Annotated in this window: 17 protein-coding genes and 2 pseudogenes; 8 read left to right on the top strand and 11 right to left on the bottom strand. The window is 58.4% G+C overall.

All coding sequences use genetic code 11. From position 1 onward, the window contains the following. Positions 1–102: 102 nt before the first annotated feature. From pyk to gcl, 5 genes are all read right to left on the bottom strand, one after another. On the bottom strand, positions 103–1,518 hold the full coding sequence (gene pyk, locus ACYZTU_RS20685) for a pyruvate kinase (RefSeq protein ID WP_461965120.1): 1,416 nt from the start codon (positions 1,516–1,518) through the stop codon (positions 103–105). Further along, positions 1,508–2,788 (bottom strand): glycerate kinase type-2 family protein, encoded by a 1,281-nt coding sequence (locus ACYZTU_RS20680; RefSeq protein ID WP_461965118.1) that lies wholly within the window; start codon positions 2,786–2,788, stop codon positions 1,508–1,510. Before ACYZTU_RS20680 ends, pyk begins: the two co-directional genes overlap by 11 nt. 160 nt (positions 2,789–2,948) lie before the next feature. Then, positions 2,949–3,839 (bottom strand): 2-hydroxy-3-oxopropionate reductase, encoded by an 891-nt coding sequence (locus ACYZTU_RS20675; RefSeq protein ID WP_131061574.1) that lies wholly within the window; start codon positions 3,837–3,839, stop codon positions 2,949–2,951. 50 nt (positions 3,840–3,889) lie between these two features. Then, complete coding sequence (gene hyi / locus ACYZTU_RS20670) at positions 3,890–4,672, bottom strand: hydroxypyruvate isomerase (protein WP_461965117.1); 783 nt, start codon at positions 4,670–4,672, stop codon at positions 3,890–3,892. A gap of 75 nt (positions 4,673–4,747) precedes the next feature. After that, a complete protein-coding gene (gene gcl, locus ACYZTU_RS20665; protein ID WP_461965115.1) occupies positions 4,748–6,523 on the bottom strand; it encodes a glyoxylate carboligase in 1,776 nt (591 codons plus the stop codon). Between the two features lie 265 nt (positions 6,524–6,788). Here gcl and ACYZTU_RS20660 point away from each other — a divergent pair, with 265 nt between their 5' ends. Both ACYZTU_RS20660 and ACYZTU_RS20655 read left to right on the top strand, forming a co-directional pair. After that, positions 6,789–7,229, top strand: coding sequence for a GlcG/HbpS family heme-binding protein (locus ACYZTU_RS20660; RefSeq protein ID WP_461965113.1), 441 nt, complete (start codon positions 6,789–6,791; stop codon positions 7,227–7,229). Positions 7,230–7,429: 200 nt separating this feature from the next. Next, a pseudogene (locus ACYZTU_RS20655) lies at positions 7,430–7,891 on the top strand (REP-associated tyrosine transposase). On the opposite strand, the gene ACYZTU_RS20650 reads toward ACYZTU_RS20655, so the two are convergent. Further along, the gene (locus tag ACYZTU_RS20650) at positions 7,851–8,459 is read right to left on the bottom strand and encodes a TetR/AcrR family transcriptional regulator (RefSeq protein WP_348132580.1); all 609 of its coding nucleotides are present in this window, start codon (positions 8,457–8,459) and stop codon (positions 7,851–7,853) included. The pseudogene ACYZTU_RS20655 and the gene ACYZTU_RS20650 sit on opposite strands and share 41 nt — an antisense overlap. Before the next feature lie 135 nt (positions 8,460–8,594). On the opposite strand from ACYZTU_RS20650, the gene ACYZTU_RS20645 reads away from it, so the two are divergent. Continuing rightward, entirely contained in the window at positions 8,595–9,509 is a 915-nt protein-coding gene (locus ACYZTU_RS20645) for a DUF808 domain-containing protein (protein WP_461965111.1), read from the top strand. Between the two features lie 120 nt (positions 9,510–9,629). On the opposite strand, the gene ACYZTU_RS20640 is transcribed toward ACYZTU_RS20645, so the two are convergent. Both ACYZTU_RS20640 and ACYZTU_RS20635 read right to left on the bottom strand, forming a co-directional pair. Then, on the bottom strand, positions 9,630–10,418 hold the full coding sequence (locus tag ACYZTU_RS20640; protein WP_461965109.1) for an MlaA family lipoprotein: 789 nt from the start codon (positions 10,416–10,418) through the stop codon (positions 9,630–9,632). Then, the gene (locus tag ACYZTU_RS20635) at positions 10,411–11,709 is read right to left on the bottom strand and encodes a serine/threonine protein kinase (protein ID WP_461965107.1); all 1,299 of its coding nucleotides are present in this window, start codon (positions 11,707–11,709) and stop codon (positions 10,411–10,413) included. Before ACYZTU_RS20635 ends, ACYZTU_RS20640 begins: the two co-directional genes overlap by 8 nt. Before the next feature lie 224 nt (positions 11,710–11,933). Between ACYZTU_RS20635 and ACYZTU_RS20630 the strand changes: the two genes are divergently transcribed. Continuing rightward, positions 11,934–12,302, top strand: coding sequence for a hypothetical protein (locus tag ACYZTU_RS20630; protein WP_461965106.1), 369 nt, complete (start codon positions 11,934–11,936; stop codon positions 12,300–12,302). Between the two features lie 80 nt (positions 12,303–12,382). Here the strand turns inward: ACYZTU_RS20630 and ACYZTU_RS20625 are convergent. Further along, a pseudogene (locus ACYZTU_RS20625) lies at positions 12,383–12,834 on the bottom strand (transposase); the annotation flags it as partial. An 87-nt stretch (positions 12,835–12,921) separates the two neighbouring features. On the opposite strand from ACYZTU_RS20625, the gene ACYZTU_RS20620 reads away from it, so the two are divergent. Then, positions 12,922–13,296, top strand: coding sequence for a type 1 fimbrial protein (locus ACYZTU_RS20620; RefSeq protein ID WP_461965104.1), 375 nt, complete (start codon positions 12,922–12,924; stop codon positions 13,294–13,296). A gap of 267 nt (positions 13,297–13,563) precedes the next feature. Here the strand turns inward: ACYZTU_RS20620 and ACYZTU_RS20615 are convergent, their stop codons facing one another. Then, positions 13,564–15,159, bottom strand: a complete 1,596-nt coding sequence (locus ACYZTU_RS20615) for a glycoside hydrolase family 17 protein (protein WP_461965102.1) — start codon at positions 15,157–15,159, stop codon at positions 13,564–13,566. A gap of 300 nt (positions 15,160–15,459) precedes the next feature. Between ACYZTU_RS20615 and ACYZTU_RS20610 the strand changes: the two genes are divergently transcribed. From ACYZTU_RS20610 to ACYZTU_RS20600, 3 genes are all read left to right on the top strand, one after another. After that, a complete protein-coding gene (locus tag ACYZTU_RS20610; protein ID WP_461965100.1) occupies positions 15,460–16,311 on the top strand; it encodes a glycine betaine ABC transporter substrate-binding protein in 852 nt (283 codons plus the stop codon). A 239-nt stretch (positions 16,312–16,550) separates the two neighbouring features. Next, positions 16,551–16,862: a DUF485 domain-containing protein gene (locus tag ACYZTU_RS20605; RefSeq protein ID WP_461965098.1), complete on the top strand. Its 312-nt coding sequence runs from the start codon at positions 16,551–16,553 to the stop codon at positions 16,860–16,862. Next, a complete protein-coding gene (locus tag ACYZTU_RS20600) occupies positions 16,859–18,517 on the top strand; it encodes a cation acetate symporter (protein ID WP_461965096.1) in 1,659 nt (552 codons plus the stop codon). Before ACYZTU_RS20605 ends, ACYZTU_RS20600 begins: the two co-directional genes overlap by 4 nt. A 219-nt stretch (positions 18,518–18,736) precedes the next feature. Here the strand turns inward: ACYZTU_RS20600 and gltA are convergent, their stop codons facing one another. Next, positions 18,737–20,026, bottom strand: coding sequence for a citrate synthase (gltA, locus tag ACYZTU_RS20595; protein WP_282377548.1), 1,290 nt, complete (start codon positions 20,024–20,026; stop codon positions 18,737–18,739). Positions 20,027–20,340: the final 314 nt, after the last annotated feature.

The following is a 20,340-nucleotide window of genomic DNA, read 5'->3' as shown; positions in this document are numbered from 1 at the left end:
TCCTACGGGATTTGCGTTGTCGCCCATCACGCGGCCAACACAATTCCTGTAGGAGCGAGCGGGCGGCGATCCGACTTGCCCGCGAAGGGGTCGCTACAGGCGCTAAATTAGCGTCTCAATACGCAGTGAGTTAGTCGACCCCGGCTGCCCAAACGGCACACCCGCCGTGATCAATAAAGTATCCCCGCGCTTGGCCATCCCTTGCGCCTGCGCAATCTCCAGCGCCGTCGAGCACACCTCATCCACCTGCCGCAGCCGGTCATTGACCACCGAGTGCACGCCCCACGCCACCGTCAACCGGCGAGCGGTTTGCAGGTTCGGCGTCAGGTTCAGGATCGGCACCGTCGGCCGTTCCCGCGCGGCTCGCAAACTCGACGTGCCGGACTCGCTGTAATTCACCAGCACCGCCACCGGCAGCACATTGCTGATGCGACGAATCGCGCAGCTGATCGCGTCGGACACCGTCGCTTCAGCCTTCGGCCGACTTACGTCCAGTTGCGCCTGATAGTCCGGCCCGTTTTCCACCTGACGGATGATTTTGCTCATCATCTGCACGGCTTCCAGCGGGTATTCGCCGGACGCGGTTTCCGCCGACAACATCACCGCATCCGCACCTTCGGCCACGGCGTTGGCAACGTCGGTCACCTCCGCACGGGTCGGGGCAGGGGAGAAGCGCATCGACTCCAGCATCTGCGTCGCTACCACCACTGGTTTGCCGAGTTCGCGGCAGATGCTGATGATGTTTTTCTGAATCTGCGGCACGCTTTCGGCCGGCACTTCCACGCCGAGGTCTCCGCGAGCAACCATGATCGCGTCGCTCAACTCAGCGATCTCGCGCAATTGAGTCACCGCCGATGGCTTCTCGATCTTGGCCATCAGAAATGCTTTGTCGCCGATCAGTTCGCGCGCCTCGCGAATGTCTTCCGGACGCTGCACAAACGACAGCGCCACCCAGTCCACACCCAGCTCCAGACCGAAGCTCAGATCGCGACGATCCTTGGCCGTCAGCGGGCTCAGTTCCAGTACCGCTTGGGGGACGTTCACGCCTTTGCGGTCCGACAGCTCACCGCCATTGAGCACGGTGGTATCGATCGCGTCAGAGTATTTGGTGACCACACGAAGACGCAGTTTGCCGTCGTCGAGCAGCAGGTCCATGCCCGGTTCCAGCGCCGCTATGATTTCCGGGTGAGGCAGGTTGACCCGGCGCTCATCACCCGGCGTCGGATCAAGATCCAGACGCAGAGCCTGACCGCGATGCAGTTGCACCTTGCCCTCGGCGAACGTGCCAACCCGCAGTTTCGGGCCTTGCAGGTCCATCAGAATGCCCAGCGGATAATTCAGCTGGCGCTCGACTTCACGAATCCACTGATAGCGCTGAGCGTGGTCGGCGTGATCGCCATGGCTGAAGTTCAGGCGAAAGATGTTGACCCCGGCCTGCACCAACTCACGGATGTCGTCGATCCCGTCAGTGGCAGGACCGAGGGTGGCGAGGATTTTAACCTTCTTGTCAGGCGTCATTTTTAGGGTTCTCGAGAATCAGGATGGCTCGGAAGTCGTTAACGTTGGTGCGGGTCGGCTCGGTGACGATCAGCGCGTTCAGCGCCTCGAAATAGCCGTAGCCATTGTTGTTGTCCAACTCGTCGCTGGCGCTCAAACCGAGTGCGGCGGCGCGGGCGTAACTGTCCGGGGTCATGATCGCGCCAGCGTTGTCTTCGGAGCCGTCAATGCCATCGGTGTCGCCGGCCAGCGCGTAGACGCCGGGCAGGCCTTTGAGGCTGTCGGTCAGGCTCAGCAGAAATTCGGCGTTGCGTCCGCCACGACCATTGCCGCGTACGGTGACCGTGGTTTCACCGCCGGAGAGGATCACGCAAGGCGCCGCCAATGGCTGACCGTGCAGCACGACTTGACGAGCGATACCGGCGTGAACCTTGGCCACTTCGCGGGACTCGCCTTCCAGGTCGCCGAGGATCAGCGGGCTGAAACCGGCCTGACGTGCTTTCACCGCAGCGGCTTCAAGCGATTGCTGCGGACGGGCGATCAACTGGAAATGACTGCGCGCCAAGCTCGGATCGCCGGGTTTGACCGTCTCCGATTCCGGGCTCTGCAGCCAGTTCCGCACCGAGGCCGGAACGTCGATGGCGTAGCGCTTGAGGATCGCCAACGCTTCGGCCGAGGTGCTCGGATCGGCCACGGTGGGACCGGAGGCGATGACCGTGGCGAGGTCGCCCGGTACATCGGAAATCGCATAGGTGTAAACCGTGGCAGGCCAGCAGGCTTTGCCGAGTCGGCCGCCCTTTATCGCCGAGAGGTGTTTGCGTACGCAGTTCATCTCGCTGATGGTGGCGCCGGATTTGAGCAGGGCTTTGTTGATCGACTGCTTGTCGGCGAGGGTGATGCCGGCCGCTGGCAATGCCAACAATGCCGATCCACCGCCCGAGAGCAGGAAGATCACGCGGTCGTCTTCGCTCAGGTTGCTGACCAGTTCCAGCACGCGTTTGGCGACCGCCAGACCCGCAGCATCGGGCACCGGGTGAGCGGCTTCGACCACTTCGATTTTTTCACACGGGGCGCCGTGACCGTAACGCGTCACCACCAAACCTGTCACTTCACCCTGCCAGCAGCGCTCGACGACCTGGGCCATGGCCGCGGCGGCTTTGCCGGCGCCGATGACGATCACCCGACCGCTGCGATCTTTAGGTAAATGGGCTTCAAGGACTTGCTGCGGATGGGCTGCGTCGATGGCTGTGGCAAACAGCTCGCACAGGAATTGTTGCGGATCGACCGACATGGCGGGCTCCCGGATTTCTTGTTATAGGGGATATCGGGCCTTGCATCGCCCTCTGTAGGAGCGAGGCTTGCCCGCGAACCGGACACCACGGTGTTTCTGCTGCACCGAGGCGATCCCTTCGCGGGCAAGCCTCGCTCCTACAGGGGAGCGGGGAGGTGGCTTACTTATCGCGAATCGAGAAATTCGCCATGTGTTCCAGGCCCTTGATCAGCGCCGAGTGGTCCCAGTTGCTGCCGCCAATGGCCGCGCAGGTGCTGAACACTTGTTGGGTGTTGGCGGTGTTCGGCAGGTTGATGCCCAGCTCGCGTGCGCCGGCGAGGGCCAGGTTCAGGTCCTTCTGGTGCAGGCTGATGCGGAAGCCTGGGTCGAAGGTGCCTTTGATCATGCGCTCGCCGTGAACTTCGAGGATCTTCGAGGACGCGAAACCGCCCATCAGCGCTTCACGGACCTTGGCTGGATCGGCACCGTTTTTCGACGCAAATAGCAGGGCTTCGGCCACGGCCTGGATGTTCAGCGCAACGATGATCTGGTTCGCCACTTTCGCGGTTTGACCGTCGCCGTTGCCGCCCACCAGAGTGATGTTCTTGCCCATGGCCTGGAACAGCGGCAGAACGCGTTCGAAAGCGTCAGCGTCGCCGCCGACCATGATGCTCAAGGTCGCAGCCTTGGCGCCGACTTCACCGCCGGACACTGGCGCGTCAAGGTACTGAGCGCCTTTTTCGTTGATCTTGGCGGCGAAGGCTTTGGTGGCTGTCGGCGAGATCGAGCTCATGTCGATCACGACTTTGCCTTTGCCGACACCGGCCGCAACGCCGTCGGCGCGGAACAGCACGTCATCGACCTGCGGGGTATCCGGCACCATGATGATGATGAATTCGGCTTCTTGCGCCACTTCTTTCGGGTTCGCCAGGGCGACGGCGCCACCTGCAACCAAGTCGGCCGGGGCTGGGTCGTGATGCGCCGACAGGAACAGGCTGTGACCGGCTTTCTGCAGGTTCAATGCCATTGGGTGGCCCATGATGCCGGTGCCGATAAATCCGATTTTAGCCATGAGAAATTCCTCTTGTTTTTATAGCTGCCCCCTCATACATGGGGAGCGCTTCAGATAGCGTTATGAGTCTTCAACCAACCCAGACCTGCTTCAGTAGTGGTCAGCGGCTTGTATTCACAGCCAACCCAACCCTGATAACCGATGCGGTCCAGGTGTTCGAACAGGAAGCGGTAGTTGATTTCACCGGTGCCGGGTTCGTTGCGCCCAGGGTTGTCGGCCAACTGGATGTGGTTGATCTCGCCCAGGTGCGCGGCCATGGTGCGGGCGAGATCGCCCTCCATGATTTGCATGTGGTAGATGTCGTATTGCAGGAACAGGTTGGCGCTGCCGACCTGTTCGCGAATCGACAGGGCTTGCGCCGTGTTGTTCAGGTAGAAACCCGGGATGTCGCGGGTGTTGATTGCTTCCATTACCAGTTTGATGCCCGTCGCTTGCAGCTTGTCGGCGGCGTACTTGAGGTTGCTGACGAAGGTTTTTTCCACGGTGGCATCGTCGACGCCTTGTGGACGAATACCGGCCAAGCAGTTGACCTGGGTATTGCCCAACACTTTCGCGTAGGCAATCGCCAGGTCGACACCGGCGCGGAACTCTTCAACCCGATCCGGCAGGCACGCGATACCGCGTTCGCCCTTGGCCCAGTCACCGGCCGGCAAGTTGAACAGCACCTGGGTCAGGCCGTTGGCGTCGAGCTTGGCCTTGATGTCGGCGGAGCTGAAGTCGTAAGGGAACAGGTATTCGACACCACTGAAACCGGCCTTGGCGGCGGCTTCAAAACGGGCAAGAAAATCCTGCTCGGTGAACAGCATGGACAGGTTGGCTGCGAAACGCGGCATGGTGGTCTCCTGTAAAAATAGGTGCCTGTAGCAGCTGCCTCGTGCCTCGGCAGCTGCTACAGGTATCAGGTCGTCTTAATCGAGCAACGAAATCGCCGTTGGCGCATCGTTGCCAACCAGCGCCAGGTCTTCGAATTCGTTGACGGCGTTGATCTCGGTGCCCATGGAAATGTTGGTCACGCGCTCCAGAATAATCTCGACGATGACCGGCACCTTGAACTCTTCGATCATTTCCTGAGCCTTGCGCAAGGCAGGCTGGATCTGATCCGGTTCGAACACACGCAGCGCCTTGCAGCCGAGGCCTTGAGCGACCGCGACGTGGTCGACACCGTAACCGTTGAGTTCCGGAGCGTTCAGGTTATCGAAGGCCAGCTGCACGCAGTAGTCCATGTCGAAACCGCGCTGAGACTGACGGATCAGCCCCAGGTACGAGTTGTTGACCACAACGTGGATGTACGGCAGCTTGAACTGCGCGCCCACCGCCAACTCTTCGATCATGAACTGGAAATCATAGTCGCCCGACAGCGCCACGACCTTGCGGGTCGGATCAGCCTTGACCACGCCCAGCGCTGCCGGAATGGTCCAGCCCAGAGGACCTGCCTGACCGCAGTTGATCCAGTGACGCGGTTTGTAGACGTGCAGGAACTGCGCGCCGGCAATCTGCGACAGACCGATGGTGCTGACGTAGCAAGTGTCTTTGCCGAACACCTGGTTCATCTCTTCGTAAACGCGTTGCGGCTTGACCGGCACGTTGTCGAAGTGAGTCTTGCGCTGCAGGCTGGATTTGCGCTGCTGGCAGTCTTGCAACCAGGCACTGCGGTTTTTCAGCTTGCCGGCGGCTTGCCATTCGCGAGCGACTTCGATGAACACGGTCAGCGCGGCAGCGGCGTCGGAAACGATGCCCAGGTCCGGGGTGAACACGCGGCCGATCTGGGTCGGTTCGATGTCAACGTGAATGAATTTGCGGCCTTCGGTGTAAACGTCGATCGAACCGGTGTGACGGTTGGCCCAACGGTTACCGACACCCAGTACCAGGTCGGACTTGAGCATCGTCGCGTTGCCGTAGCGGTGCGAGGTTTGCAGACCGACCATGCCGACCATCAATGGGTGATCGTCCGGAATGGTGCCCCAGCCCATCAGGGTCGGGATCACCGGGATACCGGTCAGTTCGGCGAACTCGACCAGCAACTCGCTGGCGTCGGCATTGATGATGCCACCACCGGCAACCAGCAATGGACGTTCGGCCTGGTCGAGCATGGCCAGAGCCTTCTCGATTTGCACGCGGTTAGCGGTTGGCTTGGCCAGCGGCAAAGGCTCGTAGGCGTCGATGTCGAATTCGATTTCGGCCATCTGCACGTCGAACGGCAGGTCGATCAACACTGGGCCTGGACGGCCGGAGCGCATTTCGTAGAAGGCTTTCTGGAACGCATAAGGCACCTGGCCCGGTTCCATGACGGTGGTTGCCCACTTGGTCACTGGCTTGACGATCGCGGTGATGTCGACAGCCTGGAAGTCTTCCTTGTGCATACGGGCGCGGGGTGCTTGCCCGGTGATGCAAAGGATCGGGATCGAGTCGGCCGAGGCGCTATAGAGCCCGGTGACCATGTCGGTACCGGCAGGGCCGGAAGTGCCGATGCACACGCCAATGTTACCGGCCTTGGTGCGGGTGTAGCCCTCGGCCATGTGCGAGGCGCCTTCAACGTGGCGAGCGAGGACGTGATCGATGCCACCGACCTTCTGCAAGGCGGAGTACAGCGGGTTGATCGCGGCGCCTGGAATGCCAAAAGCGGTATCAACCCCTTCACGGCGCATCACCAGAACGGCGGCTTCGATTGCTCTCATTTTGCTCATGGTTTTGGTGCCTCGTACGTTTTGTAATTGTATACAAGTGGCTTTGCGCAGAGTGTATTCACGGCGGACGGCGCAGGTCAATCCATTTTCTCAAGCAACTGTTTCATTCGTCGGAAGCCCGATCTACTGTGGCTTTTCGTCGCATGTGGCGCTTTTCGAGAATTATTGTATACAAAAAAATAACTCATTGTGTTCTATTTGTTGCATCGGACTCTGAGCGAAAACAGTCCAGCAGCTTTCCCTATAACAAAATGAGGACGGCACCATGAGCGCTTTAACCTTGAAAGTAGCAGTCAACCTGATCAGTCAGGCCATCTCCGCGGGGCGTGCAATATCGGCGGCTCCATTGACCATCGCGGTGCTGGATGCCGGTGGGCATTTGGTCGCCCTGCAACGCGAAGACGGCGCCAGTCTGCTGCGCCCGCAGATCGCCATCGGCAAAGCCTGGGGCGCCATCGCCCTGGGCAAAGGCTCGCGCCTGCTCGCGCTGGACGCCCAACAACGCCCGGCGTTCATCGCCGCTTTGAATAGTCTGGGTCAGGGCAGTGTGGTGCCGGCACCGGGCGGCGTGCTGATCCGGGATCAGGACGGGAACGTGCTGGGGGCGGTGGGTATCAGCGGGGATCTTTCTGATATTGATGAGCAATGTGCGATCAGTGCGATCGAGGCGATGGGGTTGCGGGCGGATGCGGGGGTGACTGCTTGATTTTGTAGTGACTGATCTACCGCTTCGCGAGCAGGCTCGCTCTCACAGGGGATTATCTGAATAGCAGAGATCTACTGTGGGAGCGAGCCTGCTCGCGATATAGGTAGTCCCCCAGACACATCCAGCTAAAAATCTGCCCCACTCTCTAACACTCACAGGTCTAGCCTTCTTCATGACTTCATCATGAAAAGGGCAAAGGAATGCCGGATTTGGCTGCTTCACACCGCCTACGCGTCGGCCGCTTCGCCGAACCCGACCGGATTTACCTGCTGACCACCAACACTCTCGGTAGAGAACCTGTTTTCAATGACTTTGTCTTGGGCAGATTAGTCGTCGCTCAATTTCGCGCCGCACAAGATCAAGGCTGTGCTAACTCATAGGCTTGGGTGGTCATGCCAGATCACTTTCATTGGTTGATCGAGTTGCAGCAGGGGTCGCTGAGTGGACTGATGCAAAAGACCAAATCATTGAGTACCAAATTGGTGAACCAGGCCACCGGTCGTAAGGTCACCCTTTGGCAGCAAGGTTTTCATGATCGAGCACTGCGCCGTGAGGAAGACTTGATAAAGTTGGCTCGGTACATCGTGGCCAACCCATTGCTCGCGATGGCCGCGCCGCGGTTTAACGGTCCGGCTCACACCCCTTCAGCACCAACCGGATAATCGTCTGCGCCGCCGCTTCATAATCTGCCTCATCCAGTTTGGCCTTGCCGGTAACCGCAGAAATCTGCCAATCAAAGTCGGCATAGGTCTGGGTCGCGGCCCAGATGCTGAACATCAGGTGGTTGGGGTCGATGGGGGCGATCTGACCGCGGTCGATCCAGGTCTGGATGCAGTCGATGTTGTGCTTGGCCTGGCCGTTGAGCCGTTCCACCAGATCGGCGCTCAGGTGCGGGGCGCCGTGCATGATTTCGCTGGCGAATACCTTGGAGGCGAAGGGCAGGTCGCGAGAGATGCGGATCTTCGAGCGGATGTAGCCGCTCAGCACTTCACTGGGCACGCCGTCGGCATTGAATGGTGTCGAGGCCTGCAGGATCGGCTCGATGATGCTTTCCAGGACCTCGCGGTAGAGGTTTTCCTTGGATTTGAAGTAGTAATAGACGTTGGGCTTGGGCAATCCCGCCTTGGCTGCGATGTCACTGGTTTTGGTCGCAGCGAAGCCCTTGTCGGCAAATTCTTCACTGGCGGCACGCAGGATCAGTTGTTTGTTGCGCTCGCGGATAGTGCTCATAAACCGGGGGGTTCCTTGCCTGTTCTGGCGGTTGCGCATGGTAGCACCGGCCTCGCGCGGCGCTCAAGAATGCCCCGCAGCGTGTTAGGCCGCGCTATGCTGCGCAGCATTCATTATTCGAAGGGAGCCTGATTCATGGCAGGAAGCAGTTTGCTGTTGCTGATCGACGACATTGCCGCGGTACTCGACGACGTGGCATTGATGACCAAAATGGCCGCCAAGAAGACTGCCGGCGTGCTCGGGGACGATCTGGCGCTCAACGCTCAGCAGGTTTCCGGCGTGCGTGCCGAGCGGGAAATTCCGGTTGTCTGGGCGGTGGCCAAGGGCTCATTCATCAACAAACTGATCCTGGTGCCGTCAGCTCTGGCCATCAGCGCATTCATTCCCTGGCTGGTCACACCGTTGTTGATGATCGGCGGCGCCTACCTGTGTTTCGAAGGTTTCGAGAAACTCGCCCACAAATTCCTGCACAGCAAAGCTGAAGACCAGGCCGAACATGCCGAGCTGGTGGAAGCGGTAGCCGATCCTGCGATCGATCTGGTGGCGTTCGAGAAGGACAAGATCAAGGGTGCCATCCGCACCGACTTCATTCTTTCGGCGGAAATCATCGCCATCACTCTGGGTACCGTGGCTGATGCTTCGCTGACCCAACAAGTCATCGTGCTCTCGGGCATCGCCATCGTCATGACTATCGGCGTCTATGGCTTGGTAGCGGGCATCGTCAAACTCGACGACCTCGGTCTGTGGCTGACCCAGAAGCCGGGCCAGATGGCCAAAAGCATCGGCGGCGGGATCCTGCGTGCGGCACCGTACATGATGAAAAGCCTGTCGGTGATCGGCACGGCAGCGATGTTCCTGGTGGGTGGCGGAATTCTTACCCACGGCGTGCCGGTGGTTCATCACTGGATAGAAAGCGTCAGCACGGGGGCGGGCGGTGCCGGGTTTATCGTGCCGACGTTACTGAATGCGGTGGCGGGGATTGTGGCGGGTGCGGTGGTGTTGGCGGGTGTGATGGTTGCCAGCAAAATCTGGAAAACCCTCAAAGGCTGAACCTGTGTGCGAGCTTGCTCGCGATAGCGGTCTGGCAGTCAACATTGATGTTGGATGCTATGGCCTCATCGCGAGCAAGCTCGGTCCCACTGGTGATTTGTAATTTTGTTGCCGTCGGACTTACTCGGCGATCTGCAACTTGCGCGACTCGGTGTAGACGTAACGCACTTTCTCGTACTCGAACGGCGTGTTCAGCTGGCCGTAGCGGAAGCCGGTCTGGTAGCGCTTGTCGACGCTGCGCAGGACCCAGACCTCGGGGTGGTTGGAGCTGACTTCGGAGACGTTCAGGAAGTTGATCGCCGACTCGGCCGTGTAGTCCACTGCCAGGCCACCGGTGTCGCGGATGTTCGAAGGGCCAAGGATCGGCAGCACGAAGTAGGCGCCGCCCGGTACACCGTAGAAACCCAGCGTCTGGCCGAAGTCTTCGCTCTGGCGTTGCAGGCCCATGGCGGTGGCCGGGTCCCACAGGCCGGCGATGCCGACGGTGGTGTTGAGCAGTAGCCGTGCGGTGGTTTCCATTGATCGCTGCCCCTTGAACTGCAGCAGGCTGTTCAACAGGTTCGGTACGTCACCGATGTTGTTGAAGAAGTTGCTGACGCCAGTACGCAGGAAGCTCGGAGTGATGTAGCGATAGCCGTCAACCACGGGCAGGAACACCCATTGGTCGAAGCGGTAGTTGAAGTGGTAGACGCGGCGGTTCCACTCTTCCAGCGGGTCGTAGACGTTCAGCGCGTTAAGCGTCGAGCGTTCGAATTCGCGCTGATCCAGCCCCGGGTTGAATTTGAGTTTGCTCAGCGGCTCCTTGAAGCCGTCACTGTCGATGACAACCGGTGCGTTGGCTTTGCTGTTGTCGGCATTGGCGACGCCTGCACAGAGTAACGCTGCGATAAGCAGGAGGTATTTAGCCACGGAAAAACTCCAGCATGGCGTCGCTGTTGACGCGGTAATTAAGGTTGCCGCAATGGCCGCCCAGTGGATAAACGGTCAAACGATCGCCAAAGGTCTTGCGCAGGAAACCGAGGTCGCCAGGGCCGAGGATCACGTCGTCGGCGTTGTGCATGACGGCAATTTTCGGGCTGTCATGCAGATAGTCCTTCAACGCATACAAACTGACCTGATCGATCAGTTGCAGCAGGCTGCCGCCGTCAGTGCGGGCGCGCCACATCGGGATGACCTGTTCGGTGATGTAGCAGTCGAAGTCGCACTGCAGCGCGCGTTTGAGGAACGGTGTGAGGCTAGTGCCTTCGGTAATCGGGTATTTCGGCGGGGTGATGAGGCCGCGGCGGTTGATCAGGTCCGAGGTGAAGGCAATGTCTGCTGCCGAGAAACGGAATGAGGTGCCGATCAGCATGGCCATCTGTTCATTGCTCAGGTGCTGCTTGGACTGCTGAAAGTCGTAAAGCAATGCATCGTTAAGGTCGATGTAGCCTTTTTGCTGGAAGTAGCGGGTCAGTTTGTCCAGCACCAGTTCATAGAACGTTGTGCTGTTGTTAATGCCCTTGACCTCGGTCTGGACCAGCTTGTCGAGGTTGGTGATTGAGGTGTAGAGGTTGACCGGTGGGTTGAGCAGCAAGACTTTCTTGAAGTTGAAGCTGCGGCGGGTTTCGTCCAGGTGCGCGACGAATGCCGCGTCCAGTGCGCCCAGGCTGTAACCGGTCAGGTAGTAATCGGTAACGTTCACATTCGGGTTTTGTGCTCGCACGGCCTGCATCACCCGGTACATGTCTTCGGCATCTTCCTTGGTGATACCGGGCGTGGCAAAGCGTGAGGCGGCGCTCATGAAATCGAAGCTGGTGGGCGACGACAGTTGCACCACATGGTAGCCAGCCTTGTAGTAGAGTTTTTTCAGGTACTCGTTGTGGCTGCTGTCATAGCGCGCGCCGGTGCCGGCGATCAGGAAGATCAGCGGTGCGGCTTTGTCCTGGGTGGCGATGCGATAGGTGAGTTTCTTCACCGGCCAGAAGTTGTCCGGTAGGTCGAATGCACGCTCCGGGCGCAACGTGACGCTGCGAGTTGCCTGATCGATGTCATCGTCCAGCGGTAACTCCGGACGCAGGTCCGGCGGCGTCGTCGCGATTGTCGCCTCGAACGGGTTGGTCAAGGGGTAGCCATAACTGGCGGCGTCGATGTCGACGGCCAGTGCGGACGCACTCAAAATAAGGCCGCCAAACAGGGCGGCGAAGCGCAAGGAACGGAGCATGACTAGATCTCTTAGAGAAAGGTGCCAAATGAAGTTCGCAGGCTATGACCACGGGGTTTGCGCCAAAGTGCCATGGATCGGCACCAATCAGGCCTAGTTTCGGAGTAATAGTAGCTGGACGATACACTTTGCAGCTATTTCGTGACCAATTATCTGTTGCGCGCGTTTGCTTACCGCTGGCGGGAGATTAAGCTGGCCGCCGTTTTCGTTAATTGGAGTGCTTCATGTCCCGCCGTCTGCCTGTGATTCTGCTGCTCGTTCTCCTGCCGTTATGGCTGGCCGCCAGTTATGGCGCGCGTTATGGCTTTATGGAGGATGCTCAATGGGTCGGCATCTGCGTGGAAGAAGCGAGTCGCTGGGAATGCCAGATACGTTCGAGCCTGGGGTTGATGATTCACTTCAAGGTGTTGGGTTGGGCGGCGTTGGCTGCTGCCGTGATCGGTTTTGTGCTACCGGGTCGGGCAGGGTGGTGGCTGGCGGTGCTGGCGCTGGTGTTCGGGTTTCCGGCATTGGCGTTGTACAACACGACTTTGGCGGTGTTTTCGGTGGTGATTGCCGGTTTGCGTCTGGTTCGGGCTTCCCGCGGCGTTTGACAGTCAGTATTCGTGAGCAAGCTCGCTCCCACATCCGACCGCATCTAGCATGAGAACGCGGTTAAATAATGTGGGAGATTCTATGTTGCAGGGGAACCCTGCGGTCTTAAATTCGGCTGGTATTCGCTCTGGTTTTTCATGAGAACGAATGCCACCCGGCAAAGTTTGCGGGCGAGGATGACCAGGGCCTGGGTTTTAGCCAAGCCTCTGGCCAGATAGGACTCATAGTACGGTTTCCAGGCGGGAGACCGACAAGCTGCCATTGCCGCGTTGTGTGCCAGACGCCGTAACTCCGCATCGCCTTTTTTGGACAGGTGGCGGGGACCGTTCTTCTTCCCTGAATCCTTTGCTCTCAGGTCCATCCCCAAAAAGGCAATGAATGCATCGCCGCTGGCGAAGTGACCACGCATGAAAGCGGTTGCCAGGCCAACTGCCGTAAGCTCGCCGATCCCCTCAATGGCTTTGCATCGCCTGATGTTTTCGGTGATGCCCGCCTTTGGCTGACTTTGCGCAGTATGGCCTGATCAGCTTGTTCGTAGGACTTCAGCAGCGTAAGCATGAAACCTAAAGTTTCGACATTTATTGACGATCTAAACCTTACAACCAAGGAGCGTAAGGCATGATCTATAAACCTATGTCATTCGGTATCAGTCTTTACTTTGCTTTGAGTGGTGTGTGCCTGGCGGCAACGCCAGCGACTCAGGGCGTCATTGAGTTTCGAGGCAGTATTGTCGAACCCAGCTGCATGTCCCGTTTTAGTGAGAATACAGGATTTGAGCTGACGGACTGCCCATCCCCTGGCCGCGCGCCAGCCATCAATGCGCGCCGTATTGAACCGGTCGCCAGCATCAGTACAACCGCTCGCCCTGCCGTAAATGTTAGGCAGTTGGCCGATAGTGGCCAGCGGAGCCGCTATCAGCATTACCAATTGGCAGATGACGCCGGGTCGCCGGTTCGGTCGGGGATGTACTTGGTTACGCTGACCATGCCCTGAGCGCAGTTACTGATAGATGATGGTGTAAGTAGCCACCGCGCTCGCTTTGCCCGTTGCAGGGCCAATGCATCTTTCAGAAGCGGTTCGCCGGACCAGCTCAGCGTGATACTCACACGCACTTTGATTAGTTGTGCACGTCTACTAAGCAGGCTTTTCAATACGTTGTAGGCCTGTGGAGGCGAATTCCAGATACGCAGCCGCTCCTGCTCGCTAGTCAGGTAACGCTAGCGAGCAAGCTCGCGAAGAGGCCGGTAGGGCCCCCGAAGATCAGCCCTTGCGAACCCGCAAACTGCGCCACAATGCTGCAACCATCAACACACTCACCAGCGCCCAACCCCAGGCCTGCTGGTTCTGCAACCCTTCTTGATACAGCTGCGGCGCAATGCCAGCGCCAATGATGAAGGTCAGCAGGGCTATCTCACGACGCGGCACGCTTACCGGGCGGCACAGATAAACCAGGGCCGGCAATAGGAAGGCGACACTCGGAAAGCTGCGATAGCGCGGGTCGAACACCAGTTCCAGCATCATCACCGCAGCGGCAAACCCCGCCGCTGCCACCCACCAGCCAGCCCGACGTTCCAGCGCATTGAATGCACGTTCACGCCAACCGGTGCGAGCGCTCAGGGTCAGCGCGGCATGGGCCAGCACCAACAGATTCAAACCCGTCAGCAGCGCCACCCACAACCATTCACTGGCAAAACGGGTGGTGACACGCGCCAGATCGCCCCAGGCACCAATCGAGCAAGCCGCCAGCGCACCCAGCAGCGGCAGGACCAGCGCTGCGCGAGTGCTGCGAACACGTCCGCCGAGGATCAGTGTGCCGAGGAAGATCAAGCCGCCCACCACCAGCCACTGCGACCAGTACGGCACGTTCGACACCGGACCTGCCAGCACGCCCTTGTCCTGACGATCGGCGTCGAACAGCCCCCAGTAACCACCGACCGCACCTTCGCTGGCGCGTTTCCACGGCTGGTCAAAAGCTTCGATCAGGTTGTAATGCCAGCCTTGCTGCTCGGCCATGATGACAAAAGAGCGAATGAACTTGGCTTCATTGACTCGGCTCGGCAGGGCGGTTTCGCGCTGACGGCCTTCGCTCGGCCAACCGGTTTCGCCAATCATCACGTCCTTGGGCGCGAATTTGTTACCGAACACCTGACGCACCTCAGCTACATGTTGCAGCGCGGCGTCGATATTCGAAGGATCGTCTTCCCAGTACGGCAGCAAATGGATGGTCAGGAAGTCCACTGCCGGGGCGATTTCCGGGTGCTTGAGCCAGAACTCCCAGACGTCGGCGTAAGTGACAGGCTGTTTGACCTGACTTTTGACTTTATGAATAAGCTTGGCCAACTGCGCGCCAGTGACTTCCTTGCGCAACAGGGTTTCGTTGCCGACGATCACTGACGTCACCACGTCCGCGTTCGCATTGGCTGAGGCGATCAGCAGGTCGACTTCCTTGGCGGTGTCTACCGGATTGCTGTTGACCCAGGCGCCAATCATCAGCTTCAGCCCGTGCTTGCGCGCCAAGTCGGGCAGGGCCTCAAGGCCGGTCATTGAGTAGGTGCGGATGCATTCGAAGCGCGTCGCCAGCAGCGCGAGGTCGGCGTCCATGCGCTCGGGGCGCAGCTTGAACGGCTGATCGAACGGCGATTGATCCTTGTCGAAAGGGGTGTAGGAGGCGCATTGCAGCTTGTGCGTCGCGCTGGCCACATCCGGCAGCATCACCGGTTTACCGAGGCCGTACCAGAAGCCACCGAGGGCAAAAAGCCCCAACAGGCAGGCAAATAGATAAGCAAAAAAAGGAAAGCGTGATGTCGCGGGCATGGTCAGGCCGTCTGGGAGCAAAGCCGCGCATGTTACCTTCATTTGCCGGGTGCTTGGTGGCTTGCATAATTTTGACATGCAAAGTTCAAGCGGATTGGCCGGCGGACGTCCGGTGGTCTAGATTAATGGCGTTCTGATGTCGTTTCTCGATGCCTTGAGGTCGCTGGCAGAGAAGGTCGCCTTTGGCGTGAGGTTGATGATCGACGCATCAGTGCTCTCATAGATAAATCGCGCTGATGTTCGGACGAGTTTGCGGTGGGCGTGATGGGGGCGCTGTGCACCATAACAATACGTTGACGCGACTCGGCATCCGTCGAGCGCAGCACTTTCGGGGAAGTAACGATGAAGATGCGACGACTTTTAGGCGTGAGTGCCGCTCTGGTGCTTGCGATTGGCTCCACATTCGCCAATGCCGAGAGCAAAACCCTGAGCATCGGCTACGTTGACGGTTGGTCCGACAGCGTTGCCACCACTCATGTGGCGGCCGAGGTGATCAAGCAGAAGCTGGGTTATGACGTGAAGTTGCAAGCCGTCGCCACCGGCATCATGTGGCAGGGTGTGGCCACCGGGAAACTCGACGCCATGATGTCTGCGTGGCTGCCTGTGACTCACGGTGATTACTGGACCAAGAACAAGGATCAGGTCGTCGATTACGGTCCGAACTTCAAAGACGCGAAAATCGGCTTGATCGTGCCGGAGTACGTCAAAGCCAAATCCATTGATGATCTTAAAACCGACGACAGCTTCAAAAAACGCATCGTCGGCATCGACGCCGGTTCAGGCGTGATGCTTAAGTCCGAGCAGGCGATCAAGGACTACGATCTGACCGGCTATCAACTCAAGGCCAGTTCCGGTGCCGGGATGATCGCCGAGCTGACCCGTGCCGAGAAGAAAAACGAATCCATTGCCGTCACCGGTTGGGTGCCGCACTGGATGTTCGCCAAGTGGAAACTGCGCTTCCTGGATGACCCGAAGGGCGTTTTTGGCGCGGCTGAAACCGTGAACAACATCGGCAGCAAAGAACTGGCCACCAAGGCTCCGGAAGTTGCCAAGTTCCTGAAGAGCTTCCAGTGGGCGTCGAAAGACGAGATCGGCGAAGTCATGTTGGCCATTCAGGATGGTGCCAAACCTGAAGCCGCAGCGAAGGATTGGGTGGCCAAACACCCGGAACGCGTTGCAGACTGGATCAAATGATTTGAGCTGACGCTTCTAGTCAGCACCTTCCAGGGCCGCTTGGTATCACTGCCAAGCGGCCTTTTTGCATTCCCGCATTCTTGTAGAGAGAAGACGGGTGCAAAGCAGGCTAATTATTAATTGCTGAAAAATGGCAAAACCGTCATGTCGTTCTAATACTAAGGTCGTCTGGAACCAGTTCTGTAGCCGCATAGAGTGGATGACGTTACAACTTCATCTGTGCTGCGAGGATAAAAACAATGAACGACAGCATTTACCTCTCGATTCAAAACAGCCCGCGCTTCAAGGAGCTGGTTAGTAAGCGAGAAAGGTTCGCCTGGATTCTTTCGGCGATCATGCTTGGGCTTTACTCCGGATTCATCCTGTTGATTGCTTACGGGCCGCATATTCTGGGCGCGAGAATCAGCCCTGAGTCTTCGATTACCTGGGGGATACCCATTGGTGTCGGGCTGATTCTCTCGGCCTTTATCCTGACTGCAATCTACGTGCGACGCGCCAATGGCGAATTCGACGACCTGAACAATGCGATTCTCAAGGAGGCTCAGCAATGATCCGGCGTCTAATGGCTCTATTGAGCATCGCAGCTTTCGCGCCAGGCGCCTGGGCCGCTGAAGCTCTGACTGGCGAAGTCAACAAACAACCGCTTAACGTCTCTGCGATTCTGATGTTCGTGGCGTTCGTCGGGTTGACCCTGTGCATCACCTACTGGGCCTCCAAGCGCAACAATTCGGCGGCTGACTACTATGCGGCGGGTGGCAAGATCACCGGCTTCCAGAACGGTTTGGCAATTGCCGGCGACTATATGTCCGCGGCGTCCTTCCTGGGTATTTCCGCCCTGGTGTTCACCTCCGGCTACGACGGCCTGATCTACTCGATCGGCTTCCTGGTGGGCTGGCCGATCATTCTGTTCCTGATCGCCGAGCGCCTGCGTAACCTGGGTAAATACACCTTTGCCGACGTGGCGTCCTATCGTCTCGGGCAAACCCAGATCCGCACGCTGTCCGCTTGCGGTTCGCTGGTGGTGGTGGCGTTCTACCTGATCGCGCAAATGGTCGGTGCCGGCAAGCTGATTCAGCTGCTGTTCGGTCTTGACTATCACATTGCAGTCATCCTGGTCGGTGTCCTGATGTGCTTGTACGTGCTGTTCGGCGGCATGCTGGCGACCACTTGGGTGCAGATCATCAAGGCAGTGTTGCTGCTGTCTGGTGCCTCGTTCATGGCGCTGATGGTGATGAAGCACGTCAACTTCGACTTCAATGCGCTGTTTTCCGAGGCGATCAAGGTTCACCCTAAAGGTGAGGCGATCATGAGCCCCGGCGGTCTGGTGAAAGACCCGATCTCCGCGTTCTCCCTTGGCCTGGCACTGATGTTCGGTACCGCTGGCCTGCCGCACATTCTGATGCGCTTCTTCACCGTGAGTGACGCAAAAGAAGCTCGTAAGAGCGTGCTGTATGCAACCGGCTTCATTGGCTATTTCTACATCCTGACGTTCATCATCGGCTTCGGCGCGATCCTGCTGGTCAGCACCAACCCTGCCTTTAAAGATGCTGCTGGCGCGTTGTTGGGCGGCAACAACATGGCGGCGGTGCACCTGGCTGATGCGGTCGGTGGCAGTATCTTCCTGGGCTTCATCTCGGCAGTCGCGTTCGCAACCATTCTGGCTGTGGTGGCTGGTTTGACGCTGGCCGGTGCTACGGCGGTGTCTCATGACCTTTACGCCAGCGTGATCAAGAAGGGCAAGGCCAACGACAAGGACGAGATCCGCGTCTCGAAAATCACCACCATCTTTCTGGGGGTGCTGGCGATCGGTCTGGGCATTCTGTTCGAAAGCCAGAACATCGCGTTCATGGTGGGCCTGGCGTTCTCCATCGCGGCGAGCTGTAACTTCCCGGTGCTGTTGCTTTCCATGTACTGGAAGAATCTGACCACCCGCGGAGCGATGATCGGTGGCTGGTTGGGTCTGATCAGCGCCGTTGGTTTGATGGTCCTTGGGCCAACCATCTGGGTACAGATCCTGCATCACGAGAAGGCTATCTTCCCGTATGAGTACCCGGCGCTGTTCTCCATGGCCATTGCGTTTATCGGGATCTGGTTCTTCTCGATCACTGACAAGTCGACTGCGGCTGACAATGAGCGGGCGCTGTTCTTCCCTCAGTTTGTTCGTTCGCAGACGGGGTTGGGGGCGAGTGGGGCGGTTTCTCATTAAGGTTTCAGGTTTGCTTATGTAAGCTGCGTTAAACAGAAATGCCCCGGTCGAGAGATCGGGGCATTTTTTTGTTGGGCGGTTTGATTGTGTACATATCCGTTACCGCAGAAACGGATATGTCCCCAGTCCCATATAACCGACACAGCACAAACAAAAACGGCCTCTATATAAATAGAAGCCGTTTCCGGTGCAGGCTAAGACGTTATCGCAAGACAGGTCTTATTTGCGGTCTTCCAGCTTGGTGATGTCACGCGACTCGTAGCCGGTGTACAGCTGGCGCGGACGGCCAATCTTGTACGGGCTGGAGAGCATTTCTTTCCAGTGGGAAATCCAGCCGACAGTCCGCGCCAGGGCGAAGATCACGGTGAACATGCTGGTTGGAATGCCGATCGCCTTGAGGATGATCCCCGAGTAGAAGTCGACGTTCGGGTACAGCGAGCGTTCGATGAAGTACGGGTCGGTCAGGGCGATCTCTTCCAGGCGCATGGCCAGTTCGAGTTGCGGATCGTTGGTGATGCCCAGTTCTTTCAGTACTTCGTCGCAGGTCTGCTTCATGACTGTGGCGCGTGGGTCGCGGTTTTTGTAAACCCGGTGACCGAAGCCCATCAGTTTGAACGGATCGTTCTTGTCCTTGGCCTTGGCGATGTACTTGTCGATGTTCGACACATCGCCAATTTCATCGAGCATGGTCAGAACAGCTTCGTTCGCGCCGCCGTGGGCAGGGCCCCACAGTGCAGCGATGCCGGCGGCGATACAAGCGAACGGGTTGGCACCCGAAGAGCCGGCCAGGCGTACGGTGGAGGTCGATGCGTTCTGCTCGTGGTCGGCATGGAGGATGAAGATCTTGTCCATGGCCTTGGCGAGTACCGGACTGATCGGTTTGATCTCGCACGGGGTGTTGAACATCATGTGCAGGAAGTTTTCCGCGTACGTCAGGTCGTTGCGCGGGTACATCATGGGCTGGCCCATGGAGTACTTGTAAACCATCGCTGCCAGCGTCGGCATCTTGGCAACCAGACGGATCGCGGAGATTTCGCGATGCTGCGGGTTATTGATGTCCAGGGAGTCGTGGTAGAAGGCCGAGAGGGCGCCGACTACACCGCACATGACGGCCATCGGGTGGGCGTCGCGACGGAAACCGTTGAAGAAGGTTTTCAGCTGCTCGTGAACCATGGTGTGGTTCTTCACGGTGCTGACGAACTGGGCCTTCTGTTCTGCGGTCGGCAGTTCGCCGTTGAGCAGCAGATAGCAGGTTTCCAGGTAGTCCGATTTTTCAGCCAGCTGTTCGATCGGGTAGCCGCGGTGCAGCAGGATCCCGTTGTCACCGTCGATATAGGTGATCTTCGACTCGCAGGCAGCGGTCGACATGAAACCCGGGTCAAAGGTGAAGCGGCCCGTGGCCGTCAGGCCCCGAACATCAATTACATCGGGACCAACGGTGCCGGTTAAAATGGGCAGCTCGACGGGGGCTGCGCCCTCGATGATCAACTGCGCTTTTTTGTCAGCCATGTGGCCTCCTATTTATGCTTGAAATCATCAGACAGACCCCCCACGCAGGGCCCGCACCACTATAGTGAGATAAATTCGAATGTCAATTTGCCTAAAGTCTTGCTCCAGAAGGCTTTAACCGGACTTTTTCCTCGAAATTGACTGCCATTTACGCCTTTTATCCAACTTGTGCAATGCGCTATTAGGGGAAGGTGAACGCGTTGTCATTAGTAGCCTAACTGTCTATACTCGGCCTCCGACCGCCAGGGGCTTTTGGGCCTGCTTTACTGGGGGTCGCACTCCCTGGGTGGTGGGTACCTGACCAGTGCACTCCC

It is taken from the genome of Pseudomonas sp. HLT2-19-2 (assembly GCF_054898005.1).
Note: the sequence above shows the minus strand (reverse complement) of the source record. Positions and strands in the feature narration are given on the sequence as shown.